Origin of the sequence: Eubacterium sp. ER2 (genome assembly GCF_000765215.1) — a bacterium.
Taxonomy (GTDB): domain Bacteria; phylum Bacillota; class Clostridia; order Lachnospirales; family Lachnospiraceae; genus Claveliimonas; species Claveliimonas intestinigallinarum.
The window spans coordinates 37465-52190 of the sequence record NZ_JPJE01000030.1; the positions used below are offsets into that span (position 1 = coordinate 37465).

Genomic DNA, 14726 nt, shown 5'->3' on the forward strand with positions numbered 1-14726 from the left:
ATGGCTGAAAGTGTCTTTGAGGCTGTCAAGCAGTCCATCACCGTCCGAGAAGCAGCGCAGATGTACGGAATCGAGGTCAACCGGAGCGGCATGGCCTGTTGTCCCTTCCACGATGACAAAAATCCCAGCATGAAGCTGAACGAGGAATATTTTTATTGCTTTGGCTGCGGAGCCACCGGCGATGTGATTGACTTCACAGCGAGGCTCTACAATCTGTCCCCCAAAGAGGCCGCCGAGAAGCTGGCCCAGGATTTTGGCCTGGCTTATGACAGTCAGGCCCCTCCCCGGCGACGCCATGTCCGCCAGAAATCCGAGGCGCAGAAATTCAAGGAGGACCGAGACCATGCCTTTCGTGTCCTGGCCGACTACTTTCATTTGCTCCGCAAGTGGGAAACGGACTACACACCCAAAACACCGGAGGAAAATCCACATCCCCGATTCATGGAGGCAATCCAGAAAAAGGACTATGTGGGCTATCTGCTGGATTTTTTTCTGGAGAACAGCCCGGAGGAGCAAAAGCTGTGGATTGCCGAACATCAATCAGAAATAGCCAAATTGGAAAGGAGAGTGAAATTCATGGCTGATAAGACCACCAATCGAGAACGGTTACAAGAGATCACAGCGGGCATTGAACAGGGTATCAAGGAACTGTTTGAGAGCGAGAAGTATATGCGCTATCTGTCCGTCATGTCCAAGTTCCACCGCTACTCCGTCAACAACACCATGCTCATCTATATGCAGCGCCCGGACGCCACCCTGGTGGCCGGGTTCAACAAGTGGAAAAATCAGTTTGAGCGCCATGTGAAAAAGGGTGAGCATGGTATCACCATCATTGCCCCCACGCCCTACAAAAAGAAGATCGAGGAAATGAAGCGCGACCCGGATACTCATGCACCCATCCTGGACGCGGATGGCAAGGCGGTCATGGAGGAAAAAGAAATTGAAATCCCCATGTTCCGTCCGGTGAAGGTGTTCGATGTGAGCCAGACGGACGGAAAGCCCCTGCCAGAGCTGGCCTCCAGCCTGTCCGGGACGGTGCCGCACTATGAGGCTTTCATGGAAGCTCTGCGCCGCTCGGCTCCGGTTCCCATCGAGTTTGAGCCGATGGCCGAGAACATGGACGGCTATTTCTCCTCTGACCAGCAGCGGATCGCCATCCGGGAAGGCATGAGCGAGGTGCAGACTGTTTCCGCCGCTGTCCATGAGACCGCGCACAGTAAGCTCCACGACCCCAAAAAGTACGAAGCGGAGCCGACCTGGAAGATCGTGATGGTGAGCGAGGGCGGCACCAAGCATGACTTCCGTCTGGACTTCGCCACCGAAGCAGAGGCGGAACAGGCCGCCGCCGAGGAAGGCTGGCGCTATGTGGACGAGAATCGGTTTGAGTGGCGGTTGGAAGTGGAGGAAGATCTGACGGCGGTGAAACAGGCCGCCAAGAACCGCAACACCGAGGAAGTGGAGGCCGAGAGCATTTCTTATGCGGTTTGCCAGTATTTCGGCATCCAGACCGGCGAGAACAGTTTTGGCTACATCGCTTCCTGGTCGAAGGACAAGGAGCTGAAGGAGCTGCGGGCCAGTCTGGAGACCATCAACAAGACTTCCTGCGAGCTGATTAACGACATCGAGCGCAACTACAAGGAAATCTGCAAGGAGCGCGGCATTGACCTGACTGCCGCCACGGAACCGCAGCAGGACTCTATCGAGCAGCTGGCAGCAGACATCGACCAGTTCACTTTCGATTATGACCCTTATGAGTATCGGAACAATGCAGATAGCCGTGAGGACGCACTGCACGAACTGACTGCCACACTCCGAAGCGGAGATGCCAGCGGTGTACGCGAATGGCTCCAGAATATCGTGAACGAGGATGAACCGGATGAAACCACCCAAAAAGCTGCCGAGCTTATGGGACGCTTGGATCAGCTGGTGCCGATGACTGAACCGGAACAGCTGACCGAGCCGGAAAATACCGAAAGTGTCCAGCCCAGCGCCGAGTACCGGGAGGCCCTGTTGGTGCTGGATGATACCAGCTACCTTCATGTTCAGCCCTGCGACACCGGCTGGGACTACACGCTCTACGATGTGGCAACCATGAAGCAGATGGACGGCGGCCAGTTGGACGGGCCGGATATGGGCCGTTCCACAGCGGTTAGCCATATCTGCGAGGACCTGGGGATGGGCGGCAAGTCCATCAAGTATGCGCCGCTGTCCATGATCGAGACTTTGCAGGAGGCGGCTTACCACCAGATGCAGGAACAGGTCAGCCAGCAGACCACAGAAGCTGCCGCCACCCAGCTGCCGGATGCCCAGGAGCAGGCGTTGGACGAGTATCCCATGCCGGACCCGGCACTGACTCAGGATGATCTGGAGAAATGCGGCTACCTGGACGGTGACCTTCTGCCCCTCTCCAAAGAGCGAGCCTATGAGCTGATGGAGCGAGACCTGACCGTTTATATCGTCCAGGAGGGTGAAAACCCGGAAATGGCCTTTGACACTGCCGACCTGGACGCCCATGACGGTATCTTTGCTGTGTCCCGCGAGGAATGGGAGCAAAGCCCGGACTTTCACGAAAAAGTTTTGGAACGACAGGATCGGCAGTTGGAACGGGAACAGGCGTTTCTTTCCCATGAGGGAAATTGTTTTGCTATTTATCAGGTGAGCAAGGATGACCCGCAGAATGTGCGTTTTATGAATCTGGATTGGCTGCAATCGCACAATCTGTCCGTAGAGCGGAGTAACTATGACCTTATCTATACCGCCCCTCTGGACGGTTCCGGCAGCACTATGGAGCAGCTGGAAAGGCTGTATGAGCAGTTCAATCTGCAAAAGCCGGTGGATTTTCACAGCCCGTCTATGAGCGTCAGTGACATCGTTGCCATCAAGCAGAATGGTCAGGTATCCTGTCATTACTGCGACAGTGTTGGTTTCACCCAGGTGCAAGGTTTCTTGCCGGAAAATTCGCTGAGAAATGCGGAAATGACGGTGGAAGATGATTACGGCATGATCGACGGTATCATCAATAACGGCCCAAAGGAGCCGACAGTGGCCCAGCTGGAACAACAGGCCCGCAGTGGTCAGCCCATTTCTCTTATGGACTTGGCAGCAGCCGTCCATCGAGAGGAACGGGAAAAGAAAAAGTCCGTAATGGAGCAGCTGAAAAGCCAGCCCAAGACGGAACACAAAAAGACAGCGCAAAAAAAGAGCGCGGAAAGGGAGCTTTGATATGAACAACTTCACCTTTGAGGAAACGAACCTTCTTTGCATCTACAACACCGGCAGCCGCACCGGGCTGATCGACGCTCTGACGGAGATGCGCGGTGAGCTTTCGCCGGAGGAAGCCGAGCTGCGGGAACTGACGGACAGCGCCCTGGGTAAACTCCAAGCTATGAACGACACCGAGTTTGCCGAACTGGAGCTGTACCCAGATTTCGACGAGTAAAAAACACACATAAAGACCTGATGGGACGGCCTGATATGCCGTCCCATTTCTATTCAACATGAAGGGAGGACAGAAAACCATGCCATCCAAAGCTGAATTTTACCGGCAGATGGCCGAACAGGTATCGACCCAGCTTGTAGGCAGCTGGAAGGAGTGGACGGCTTTTCTCACCACCGCCGCCCGCCTTTATAAATACCCATTCCACGAGCAAATGATGATTTACGCCCAGCGCCCGGATGCCACCGCCTGCGCCGAGTATGACCTGTGGAATGAAAAAATGGGACGGTATGTGCGCCGTGGCTCCAAGGGTATTGCCCTGGTGGACGATTCCGGCGACAAGCTTCGCCTGCGCTATGTGTTCGATATTTCCGATACCGGCACCCGTGAACATTCCCGTACACCCTGGTTGTGGCAGCTGGAAGAACAGCACATTGGGCCTGTGTCGGCCATGCTGGAGCAAAACTACGGCGTTGCCGGTGACAATCTCGCCCAGCAGCTCACGGATGTAGCCGGAAAGCTGGCGAGTGAGTATTGGGACGATCATCAGAGAGATTTCCGCTATATCGTTGACGGTTCGTTCCTGGCGGAGTACGATGATTACAACATCGAAGTCCAATTTAAGTCCGCCGCCACCGTCAGTATCGCCTATGCCCTGATGTCTCGCTGTGGGCTGGATACGGAACAATATTTCCAGCATGAGGACTTCATGCCGATTTTCGATTTCAATACCCCGGCCACGGTTGGGGCGTTGGGCGCGGCGGTCAGCCAGATTAACCAGCAGGTTTTGCGGCAGATCGGCGTCACCATCCAGATCTATGAGCGCGAGCAACTCGCGGAAAGGAGCGTTACACATGGAGAACAGCCTGACTTACACGATGAACGGAGATTATCAGATTCCCGACCTGAAGCTGACCGAACAGCCGGAGAAGCCCCTGGGCAAGTACGGCAGGATGCGGAAAGCGTACCTGAAGGAACACCGGCCCCTGATTTACAATCAGCTGCTGCTGACCGAGAAGCTGTACCCGCACCTCATCGAGATCGACGAGACAGCGCAGAGCCGTCTGGAGCAGATGATGCCCCAGCTGGCGAAAGACGCGGGCGCGACGGAGCAGCTGAAAGCCAGCGACCCGATGCGCTGGGTGGGCCTGATGAACACCTGCAAAGCACAGGCCGAGGAGATTCTGATGGCGGAGCTTATTCACAGCTGAGTTTCTTCCTCTCCGAAGCAGAACAAATCAGAATCATAGATGAAGCAGAGAATGTGAAAACATCCTCTGCTTTTTCTTTTGCCCAGGCTGACATCGACCATGTGCTGCGGCTGGGCGGCAACACCTATCGCCAGAGAGAGCGCATTGTCGCGGCCTTTGAGGAGCAGAAGTCCACCACCGAGATCGCAGACACCCTGAAAACCCTGTACCATGGCGGCAACGGGATTGGCAGCATCACTGCATGGTATGCCGAGGATGGAATCCATCTTTCCCACGGCAAAACTGCCCGTTACGATAAGTCCGCCCAGGTCATTTCCTGGGAGAGTGCCGCTGAGCGTATCGGCCAGCTTTTGCAGGACGGCCAGTTTGCCACCAATGTGGAGCTGGCTGAGGCTGCGGGCTATGAACGCTCCCTCCTCGCGGAAAAGTTCTGGAATCTGTACCACGATTTCAGCGAGGAAGCCAGAGAAGCTGGGTATCTGCCCATCCTTTCCAACAATCCGGGGCGCGGTTTCCCGGAGGAATCTGCATGGCTCACCGAACAGCTGAAAAGCCCGGAGTTTCGCCAGAACCTTGCGGAAGAATATGCTGCCTTCTGGACGGCCTACCAGCAGGATCGGGATTTGCTGCGCTTCCACTACCATAAACCCAAAGAAATTTGGGAGAACCTGCAAGATCTGTCCTTGCCTCGCACCACCTTTACCTCTCAGTTGACGGAAGTACCTTCGGTCAAGCAGTTTATCTCTGAGGACGAGATCGACGCCGCCATGACCAGAGGCAGCGGATTTGAGGGCGGTAAGGGCCGAGTTTTCACCTTTTTCCAGGAACCCCATACGGATAAGGAAAAGGTGGATTTTCTCAAACATAAGTATGGTATTGGCGGTCACTCCCATGCCCTGTCCGGTGCAATGAAAAGCGATGAAAGCCACGACGGAAAAGGTCTGCACTACAAAAAAGACGGCTGCCCGGATGTGCATTTCACCTGGGAGAAAGTCGCCAAACGGATTACCGACCTGATCCAGAAGGGACGCTATCTCACAGAACAGGAACAGGCGGAGTATGACAAAATCCAGGCAGAAAAGGCCCTGGCGGAAGAAGATGCCCTGCAAGCCCAGCAGCCGGACCCGGCTGTGTGGGAATACAACGGCGTCAAGGAGCGCCACCCGGATGATATAATCCTCTACCAAATGGGGGATTTTTTTGAGCTGTACGGTGAGGACGCCAAAACTGCTGCTGCGGAACTGGACCTCAATCTCACGACCCGCGCTATCCCCGGCGGTGGCCGTGTGGAAATGTGCGGCTTTCCGGCAAACCGGCTGGAGCAGGTTGTGGAACAGCTGCGGGATAAGCATGATGTGACCATTTCCGCTGTCCCGAAGGGCGGCAGGGAGCGGCAGGAGTATTCCATGCCCTCTATCGACCATGAGGCGGAACAGCACATCAATGCCCAGGAAGCGGAGTTTGGCGCAGACGGGACCAGAGTATTTCAGGAGACCGAAGCAGCCGCAGCCCCTACGATTCGAGAACTGCATGAGCAATACAAGCCCATTGTACTTGCCGCTGTTATGGAAGATGTGCCATATCGCAATGCCTGCGGTCACAGTGACCATGAGAACGCCGTGATCGAGGGCAATGCCGCTATTCGCCGTGCTGTCCTGGGATCTGGCAACATGGAGCTGCTCCGCCTCTATTCCGACACACCGGAGTTCCGCCAGCGCCTTCATCGAGAAATCATCGACGAGACCTATCCCAAGCTCCATGAGCTGCTGCACCCTCTCACGGACAATGACATCGACAAGGCTATCCAGGACTGGAACGGCAAAATCGAAAGTAAACACGCCGTTGTCCGTTACATGGAGAAACATGGGCGGGAAAAAGATACCGCTGCATGGCTGGCCCATGAGTTTGACGGCGGCGATGGCAAAACCCCGTTTTCGGTTCGCCCGGAAAGCCCCGAAGGAACGGTGCTGCCCTGGCCCAAGGTACAGCGCCGGATCGCTCAGCTTATCAAGGAGGACCGGTTCTACACCGAAGCGGAACAGGACCGGTTCGACAACATCGACCCCATCGCCATTCGGGAGGCTTTGGCCGAGCGCGGCATTGTGAATGGTGAACTGGTGGATGAGGAAAAACTGGATAATGACCCATTCATCCAGCGTGTTATGGCGGATGTGGAGGCCATATCCAGAGAGAGCGTCCCGGCAGATGAGCCGGAACAGCCTTCTCCCCATAATTTGCGTGTTCTGGTTTCAGATGAGGAATACGCTGCGGCTCGTGGCACACTCCGGGAGCGAACCTCCTACGATCCAGCGGTTCCTCCTTACAATGTGGGTGATATTGTCTATCTGGATGACCGGCCCCATCAGATCACAGAGCTGCGGGATGACACGGTGCAGCTGCTGCCCACCGGCATGAGCTATCCCATCTACCGGGTTGAGAGCCGGGAACGGTTTGAGCAGCTTTTGCGGGAGGATAACCGCAACGACTTCTATACCGAATTCCTGCCTGCAAATCTGGATACGGTGGACCAGGACCTTCGGGATGTGCTGGCCCATGGCCTGATTGGTGAGGCGGACAAGGCGGAGCTTTCCGAGCTTCTTCGCAACGGCAAGAGTAACCAGGAGGTAGCCTTGTGGCTGAGCCGGGCCTATCCCAACATCGTGGAAACGATGGAGCTGGAGACCGGCGAGACCGCCGATTACCGCACGATGCCGGAAGGTATCGAGCTGGAAGTGCTGGATGCAGATGAAAAGCGTCTGGCCATGCTGTTCTTCCAGTGGAGCGAGGTTGCGCCTTTGCTGCGCGGGATGTATGCCCGTCAGTTGGACGGTTTTGAGCAGGAACGCCCCGAACCGGCTGCCGAAACCCCGGCCTTCCAAGCCGAGACTGTGGCTGTCTATCCGGGCGATAAGAACAATCTGCCCTATGATGTGGTTGTTCAGACCCTGCGAACCAATGAGCCGGAGCCGCCCACGCCTGCTGTCGAGCCGGAAAAGACTCTGGATGAGGTACTGGACGAACACCCCGTTTCCATTCAGGTAAACGGCGAGTGGCAGACCTTCCCCAATGTCAAAGCTGCCGAGGAAGCCTCTTATGAGGAATACAAGGCCAATCTGCGTCGCACCGCCGAGAATTTCCGTATCACTGACGATCACCTGGGCGAAGGCGGCCCCAAGGCTAAGTTCCAGGCCAATGTCGAGGCAATCAAGCTGCTGAAATACCTGGAGGAAACCACCGAGCAGGCAACGCCGGAACAGCAGAAAATCCTTTCTCGGTATGTGGGCTGGGGCGGCCTTGCCGATGCCTTTGACCCCGACAAGGAAAGCTGGAGCAAGGAATATGCCCAGCTGAAGGAACTGCTGACCCCGGAGGAATACGCTGCTGCCAGAGGTTCCACCCTCAACGCGCACTACACCAGCCCTACGGTCATCAAAGCGATTTACGAGGCTGTGGGCCGCATGGGATTTGAGACCGGCAACATCCTGGAGCCGTCCTGTGGTGTAGGCAATTTCTTCGGTATGCTGCCGGAGGAAATGCGAAACAGCCGTCTTTACGGCGTGGAGCTGGATTCCATCAGCGGGCGTATTGCCCAGCAGCTCTACCCCAAGGCCGACATCACCGTGGCAGGGTTTGAGACCACCGACAGGCGGGATTTCTACGATCTGGCGGTGGGTAATGTACCGTTTGGCCAGTATCAGGTTCGGGATAAAGCCTATGACAAGCTGAATTTCAGCATTCACAACTACTTTTTCGCCAAGGCTCTGGATCAGGTTCGTCCCGGTGGCGTGGTGGCCTTTGTCACCAGCCGCTACACGATGGACGCCAAGGATTCCACCGTGCGCCGGTATCTTGCTCAGCGCGCCGAACTGCTGGGGGCCATCCGTCTGCCCAATGACGCTTTCAAAAAGAACGCAGGTGCCGAGGTCGTTTCGGACATCATCTTCCTGCAAAAGCGTGACCGTCCGTTGGACATCGTGCCGGAGTGGACGCAGACCGGGCAGACCGAGGACGGCTTTGCCATCAACCGCTATTTCCTGGACCACCCGGAAATGGTGCTGGGCCGACAGGAACCGGAAAGCACCGCCCACGGCATGGACTACACCGTGAACCCCATCGAGGGGCTGGAGCTTGCCGATCAGCTGCATGATGCCGTGAAGTACATTCGCGGCACCTACCAGGAGGCCGAGCTGCCGGAGCTGGGCGAGGGCGAAGCCATCGACACTTCTATCCCTGCTGACCCCAATGTGAAAAATTACTCCTACACCGTTGTGGACGGCGATGTGTATTACCGTGAAAACAGCTGTATGGTACGGCCTGACCTGAATGCCACCGCCGAAGCCCGTGTGAAAGGACTGGTGGGTCTGCGAGAATGTGTCCAGCAGCTCATTGATCTGCAAATGGACGCCGCCACACCGGACAGCGCCATCCAGGACAAACAGGCCGAACTGAACCGGCTCTATGACAGCTTCTCTGCAAAATATGGTCTTATCAATGACCGGGCGAACCGGCTGGCCTTTGCTGATGATTCCAGCTACTATCTGCTCTGCGCGCTGGAAGTCATTGACGAGGACGGCAAGCTGGAGCGCAAGGCGGATATGTTCACCAAGCGCACCATCAAGCCCCACAAGGCGGTGGACACTGTGGATACCGCAAGTGAAGCTCTGGCCGTATCAATTTCCGAAAAAGCCTTTGTCGATATGGCGTATATGGCGGAGTTGACCGGCAAGACCGGCGACGAACTGGCCGCCGAGCTAAAAGGCGTGATCTTCCGTGTACCTGGGCAGTTGGAGAAAGACGGCACTCCCCATTATGTAACAGCCGACGAATACCTGTCCGGCAATGTGCGGCGCAAGCTGCGTCAGGCACAGCGGGCCGCACAGCAGGACCCTTCCTTTGCAGTCAATGTGGAGGCCCTTACCGCTGCCCAGCCCAAAGACCTGGATGCGTCGGAGATTGAGGTGCGCCTGGGCGCTACCTGGATCGACAAAGAGTACATCCAGCAGTTTATGTATGAGACCTTCGACACGCCGTTTTATCTCCAGCGCAATATCGAGGTCAACTATTCTTCTTTCACCGCTGAGTGGCAGATCACCGGCAAAAGCTCTGTAAGCCAGAACAATGTGGCAGCCTATACCACCTACGGAACCAGCCGTGCCAATGCCTACAAGATTCTGGAGGACAGCCTGAACCTGCGGGATGTCCGTATCTACGACACCATAGAGGATGCAGACGGCAAAGAGCGCCGGGTGTTGAATGCCAAAGAGACCACCCTGGCCGCCCAAAAGCAGCAAGCGATCCGGGACGCTTTCAAAGACTGGATTTGGAAAGACCCGGACCGCCGCCAAGCTCTGGTCCGCCAGTACAATGAGGAAATGAACTCCACCCGTCCCCGTGAATACGACGGCGGACACATTACTTTCGGTGGTATGAACCCGGCCATCACCTTGCGGGAACACCAGAAAAACGCTATCGCTCATGTGCTGTACGGCGGCAATACGCTGCTGGCACACGAGGTAGGCGCTGGCAAAACCTTTGAAATGGTGGCTGCCGCCATGGAGAGTAAGCGCCTGGGCTTGTGTCAGAAATCCCTCTTTGTGGTGCCGAACCATCTGACCGAACAATGGGCGTCGGAGTTTCTGCGGCTCTATCCTTCCGCCAACATTCTTGTCACCACCAAAAAGGACTTTGAGACCCACAACCGCAAGAAGTTCTGCGCCCGCATTGCCACCGGCGATTATGACGCCATCATCATGGGACACAGCCAGTTTAAGAAAATCCCCATCAGCCGAGAGCGTCAGGAACGGCTCCTTCAGGAGCAGATCGACGAGATCACCGAGGGCATTGCCGAGGTGAAGTACAGCGGCGGTGAGCGTTTCACGGTCAAGCAGTTGGAACGCACCAAGAAGTCCCTGGAAGCCCGGCTGGAGAAATTGCAGGCCGAGAGCCGCAAGGACGATGTGGTAACATTCGAGCAGTTGGGTGTGGACCGCCTGTTCGTCGATGAGGCGCATAACTATAAAAACCTGTTTTTATACACCAAGATGCGGAATGTGGCAGGTCTCTCCACAAGCGATGCCCAAAAGTCCAGCGATATGTTTGCAAAGTGTCGCTATATGGATGAACTGACCGGAAACCGTGGTGTGATTTTCGCCACTGGCACCCCCGTATCGAACAGCATGACCGAACTTTACACCATGCAGCGGTATCTCCAGTATGACCGCCTGCAAGAGCTGAACATGACCCACTTCGACTGCTGGGCCAGCCGCTTCGGAGAAACCGTCACGGCGCTGGAGCTGGCACCGGAAGGCACCGGCTACCGGGCAAGAACGAGATTCAGCAAGTTTTTCAACCTCCCGGAGCTGATGAACTTGTTCCGTGAAGTTGCCGACATCAAAACCGCCGATCAGCTGAACTTGCCCACCCCGGAGGTGGAATACCACAACATCGTGGCCCAGCCTACTGAACACCAAAAAGAGATGGTGCAGGTTCTCTCCGAGCGCGCCTCCAGGGTACACAGCGGCAGCGTTGACCCCTCAGAGGACAATATGCTCAAGATTACCGGCGATGGCCGCAAGCTGGGTCTGGACCAGCGTATCATCAACCAGCTGCTGCCGGATGAACCCGGCACCAAGGTCAATCAGTGTGTGGGTAATATCATGCAGATCTGGCGGGACGGCGAGGCTGACAAGCTGACCCAGCTGGTATTCTGCGACATTTCCACGCCCCAGGCAGCCCCCTCCAAAAAGGCAGCCAAACAGCTGGATAATCCCACACTTCATGCGCTGGAACAGGCTGTGCCGTTGGATGAGCCTGAGCCTGCCTTTACCATCTATGAGGACATCCGCCAGAAGCTCATCGCCCAGGGAATGCCCGCCGAGCAGATTGCTTTTATCCACGAAGCCAAGACCGAGGTGCAGAAGAAAGAACTGTTTTCCAAGGTTCGCACTGGGCAGGTGCGCGTCCTGCTGGGCAGCACCTCCAAAATGGGCGCTGGCACCAATGTGCAGGACCGGCTTGTGGCGCTCCATGACCTGGATTGTCCGTGGCGTCCGGGAGACCTTGCCCAGCGCAAGGGCCGTATCGAGCGCCAGGGCAACCAGAATCCGCTGGTCCATGTGTACCGCTATGTTACCGAGGGAACTTTCGATGCCTACCTGTGGCAGACGGTGGAGAACAAACAGAAATTCATTTCGCAAATCATGACCAGCAAAAGCCCGGTCCGCTCCTGCGATGATGTGGACGAAACGGCGCTGTCCTTTGCCGAGATCAAGGCCCTGTGCGCCGGAGACCCCCGTATCAAGGAGCGCATGGATTTGGATGTGGAGGTTGCGCGTCTGAAGCTGATGAAAGCTGACCATCAGAGCAAGCAGTACCGCCTGGAGGATCAGTTGCTCAAATACTTCCCCCAGGAAATCGAAACTAACAAGGGGTTTATTAAAGGCTTTGAAGCGGATCTGGAGACCCTGGCCGCCCATCCTCACCCGGAGGATGGCTTTGCTGGAATGGAGATCCGGGGCGATGTGCTGACTGACAAAGAAAACGCCGGTGCAGCCTTGCTAGACGCCTGTAAGGAGGTCAAAGGCTCCGAACCGGTGCAGATCGGCAGCTATCGGGGCTTTACTATGTCCGTGGAGTTTTCCGCTTGGAAACAGGAATATACGCTCCTGTTGAAAGGCCAGATGACCCACCGGGCAAGCCTCGGCACAGACCCGCGCGGAAACCTCACCCGTATCGACAATGCACTGGCTCAAATGCCTCAGCGTTTGGAAGCCGTGAAAAACCAGCTGGACAACCTTTACCAACAGCAGGCCGCAGCCAAAGAGGAAATCGGAAAGCCGTTTCCCTTTGAGGATGATCTGCGAGTCAAGTCCGCCCGTCTGGTGGAACTGGACACGCTGCTGAACATTGACGGCAAGGGCCATGCCCAGCCGGAAACTGTGGTTGCCAAGAGCGCACGGCCTTCGGTGCTGGACAGCTTGAAGCGCCCGGTGCCACCCCGTAGCCCTGAAAAGAAACCGAAACAACATGAGGAGGTGCGATAACATGAATACCAACGATCTGAATACGGCCCTTTATGAGAAGATGGCCGCTGAACAGGACAAATACCGGGACTGGCTGAAAAGCCAGCCCCCGGAGGAAATCCTGCACCATACCTATGAGTACACCGTCCGGGAGGACATTGTGATGGCGATGGAGGACTTGGAGCTGACCGATGCCCAGGCCCAGGCGCTTTTGGATTCGCCTACACCGCTGGCCGATGTGTACCGTCACTTTGAGAAGCTGGAGACCGGCTACATGGATGTGATCCGGGACAGCATTGAAAACCGAGCGGATGATGTGTGTAAGGTTTTGGAAGAACAGCGGTCCATCCCTCTCTATCTCCATTCTGCCGCCTATGCGTCCCAGCATGGGGAGATGGCACAATATAACCGCTCTTATCAGGCAAACTTTGACTGTAAAGAGGCCATTGAACACGCCATCAGCGCCCACTATGCGGATAACCGACTGGATACGGAGTCTGCGGTTAAGGCGGTGCTGGAAAAGTTCGGGTCGGAACGAGTACAGTTCATCCTTGCCAACACCATCCAGCATAAGGACAGCGACGGTCGCGTTTCCCGTGACAACAAAGCCTGGGCAAAGACCATTCCCATGCCGGAGGACAGCGGCACTTCGCGCCACTGTGCTTATCTGGTTGTGGATGAGGTCAATCTTGGTCTGACCGATCTGTTTACACGGCAGGCACGAAAAACGCTTCAGGAACCGGAGAAAGGCTCTGTCTTGCAAAAGCTCAAACAGGAGCCTACCACCCACAAGCCTGCTTTATCGAAGAAACAGGAGCCGGAACGATGAGCGCCAAAAAGCGTAAACGGGATGTGCCGGTCCTGTTTTGGGTTTCCGATGCGGAGATGGAAGCGATCCAGCAGAAAATGGCACAGTTCGGAACAAAAAACCTGAGCGCCTATCTGCGGAAGATGGCTGTGGACGGCTATGTGGTACAGCTGGACTTGCCGGAGCTGAAGGAACTGGTATCCCTGTTGCGCCGAAGCAGCAATAACCTGAACCAGCTCACCCGACGGGTACATGAAACGGGGCGGATTTATGATGCTGACCTGGAGGATATAGCCCAACGGCAGGAGCAGTTATGGGAGGGCGTGAAAGAAATCCTAACCCAGCTTTCCAGGCTTTCGTAACAGGGATATATGCCCCAACTGCGGAGGGAGGAACGGCGTTCTTTTCGCCGCGCCTTCCTCCGTTTTTTCTTTTGCCCATATCCTTGTCTTTTTGAAATGTTGGAAGGATAATATGGGTAGAAAACAGATTGCCGCAAAGGAGTTGAGAATAGATGAAAACCTTTGAGAAGGTGTTGGAGATTTTTCGTGAGTATTTGGACTGTGATCTAGAGGAAGAAGTCCTCCCTTGTCGAGAAGGTTATCTCCGCGTCACATGGAATGGAGATTCCCGCTACTGTGTGGATGGACTTCTCAGCCGGACACCGGACGAACTATTCGAGGTGCTGTTATCTGATTATCGCAGCTATGAGGAACTGCGGCTAACCAAAGGATGCCGAGAAGTGACGGAAGAAGATGAAAGACAGGCAGAAATTCTCTGTCAGAGCTTTCGGGAACGATGGAAGGAGGAAGAAAAATGAGGGCGATCTGGTTCATTCTGAAACTGCCGTTGAAGATTTTAATGGCTCCGGTGATTCTGTCGCTGACCCTGTTCGTCTGGATTTGTGTGGGGATTGTCTATGTCTCCGGTTTGGTGCTGGGGCTTATCAGCATGGTGGTTGCCCTGCTGGGTGTGGCAGTTCTGATTACTTACTCCTTGCAAAACGGCATTATCCTGCTGGTGATAGCATTTCTCATTAGTCCCTATGGTTTGCCAATGGCTGCAATCTGGCTACTGGGCAAGGTACAGGACTTGAAGTTTATCATTCAAGATTTGGTTTATGGATAATATGAAAACCTCCGACGAATTTCGTCGGAGGTTTCAGACTGTAGACAAAGGTGGTGCTGGAGCCCTAGCTCCAGCACCACTCTTTTTGCCAAAATGCCAACTCCCATATTTTCTTATAAAGG

The 14726-nt window shown here is 55.5% G+C and carries 9 protein-coding genes; 8 read left to right on the forward strand and 1 reads right to left on the reverse strand.

All coding sequences use genetic code 11. The features are described from left to right. Positions 1-3222 carry a YodL domain-containing protein gene (locus tag NI21_RS0111190; RefSeq protein WP_002588922.1) on the forward strand — a complete coding sequence of 1074 codons (3222 nt, stop codon included), beginning with the start codon at positions 1-3 and terminating at the stop codon, positions 3220-3222. Position 3223: 1 nt separating this feature from the next. After that, positions 3224-3439 carry a transposon-transfer assisting family protein gene (locus tag NI21_RS0111195; RefSeq protein WP_002588921.1) on the forward strand — a complete coding sequence of 72 codons (216 nt, stop codon included), beginning with the start codon at positions 3224-3226 and terminating at the stop codon, positions 3437-3439. A 49-nt stretch (positions 3440-3488) separates the two neighbouring features. Here the strand turns inward: NI21_RS0111195 and NI21_RS17060 are convergent, their stop codons facing one another. Further along, positions 3489-4292 carry a hypothetical protein gene (locus NI21_RS17060; protein WP_072853160.1) on the reverse strand — a complete coding sequence of 268 codons (804 nt, stop codon included), beginning with the start codon at positions 4290-4292 and terminating at the stop codon, positions 3489-3491. On the opposite strand from NI21_RS17060, the gene NI21_RS17065 reads away from it, so the two are divergent. The 6 genes from NI21_RS17065 (at position 4291) to NI21_RS0111220 (ending at position 14604) form a co-directional block, all read left to right on the forward strand. Beyond that, complete coding sequence (locus tag NI21_RS17065) at positions 4291-4647, forward strand: TnpV protein (RefSeq protein WP_072853158.1); 357 nt, start codon at positions 4291-4293, stop codon at positions 4645-4647. The two genes, NI21_RS17060 and NI21_RS17065, sit on opposite strands and share 2 nt — an antisense overlap. A 53-nt stretch (positions 4648-4700) precedes the next feature. Further along, positions 4701-12689, forward strand: coding sequence for an SNF2-related protein (locus tag NI21_RS0111200; protein ID WP_242842850.1), 7989 nt, complete (start codon positions 4701-4703; stop codon positions 12687-12689). Between the two features lies 1 nt (position 12690). Further along, positions 12691-13497, forward strand: a complete 807-nt coding sequence (locus tag NI21_RS0111205; protein WP_002578490.1) for a DUF3848 domain-containing protein — start codon at positions 12691-12693, stop codon at positions 13495-13497. Continuing rightward, complete coding sequence (gene mobC, locus NI21_RS0111210) at positions 13494-13838, forward strand: plasmid mobilization relaxosome protein MobC (RefSeq protein ID WP_002578491.1); 345 nt, start codon at positions 13494-13496, stop codon at positions 13836-13838. The genes NI21_RS0111205 and mobC overlap by 4 nt, the downstream gene beginning before the upstream one ends. A 152-nt stretch (positions 13839-13990) precedes the next feature. After that, on the forward strand, positions 13991-14296 hold the full coding sequence (locus tag NI21_RS0111215; protein WP_002578492.1) for a hypothetical protein: 306 nt from the start codon (positions 13991-13993) through the stop codon (positions 14294-14296). Next, entirely contained in the window at positions 14293-14604 is a 312-nt protein-coding gene (locus tag NI21_RS0111220) for a CD1845 family protein (protein ID WP_002578493.1), read from the forward strand. The genes NI21_RS0111215 and NI21_RS0111220 overlap by 4 nt, the downstream gene beginning before the upstream one ends. The last annotated feature ends 122 nt before the right edge of the window (positions 14605-14726 follow it).

What these genes read in the sequence shown, in the direction of transcription:
- NI21_RS0111190 (WP_002588922.1), top strand. Translation starts at nt 1, where the DNA reads ATGGCTGAAAGTGTCTTTGAGGCTGTCAAGCAGTCCATCACCGTCCGA.
- NI21_RS0111195 (WP_002588921.1), top strand. Translation starts at nt 3,224, where the DNA reads ATGAACAACTTCACCTTTGAGGAAACGAACCTTCTTTGCATCTACAAC.
- NI21_RS17065 (WP_072853158.1), top strand. Translation starts at nt 4,291, where the DNA reads ATGGAGAACAGCCTGACTTACACGATGAACGGAGATTATCAGATTCCC.
- NI21_RS17060 (WP_072853160.1), bottom strand. Translation starts at nt 4,292, where the DNA reads ATGTGTAACGCTCCTTTCCGCGAGTTGCTCGCGCTCATAGATCTGGAT.
- NI21_RS0111205 (WP_002578490.1), top strand. Translation starts at nt 12,691, where the DNA reads ATGAATACCAACGATCTGAATACGGCCCTTTATGAGAAGATGGCCGCT.
- mobC (WP_002578491.1), top strand. Translation starts at nt 13,494, where the DNA reads ATGAGCGCCAAAAAGCGTAAACGGGATGTGCCGGTCCTGTTTTGGGTT.
- NI21_RS0111215 (WP_002578492.1), top strand. Translation starts at nt 13,991, where the DNA reads ATGAAAACCTTTGAGAAGGTGTTGGAGATTTTTCGTGAGTATTTGGAC.
- NI21_RS0111220 (WP_002578493.1), top strand. Translation starts at nt 14,293, where the DNA reads ATGAGGGCGATCTGGTTCATTCTGAAACTGCCGTTGAAGATTTTAATG.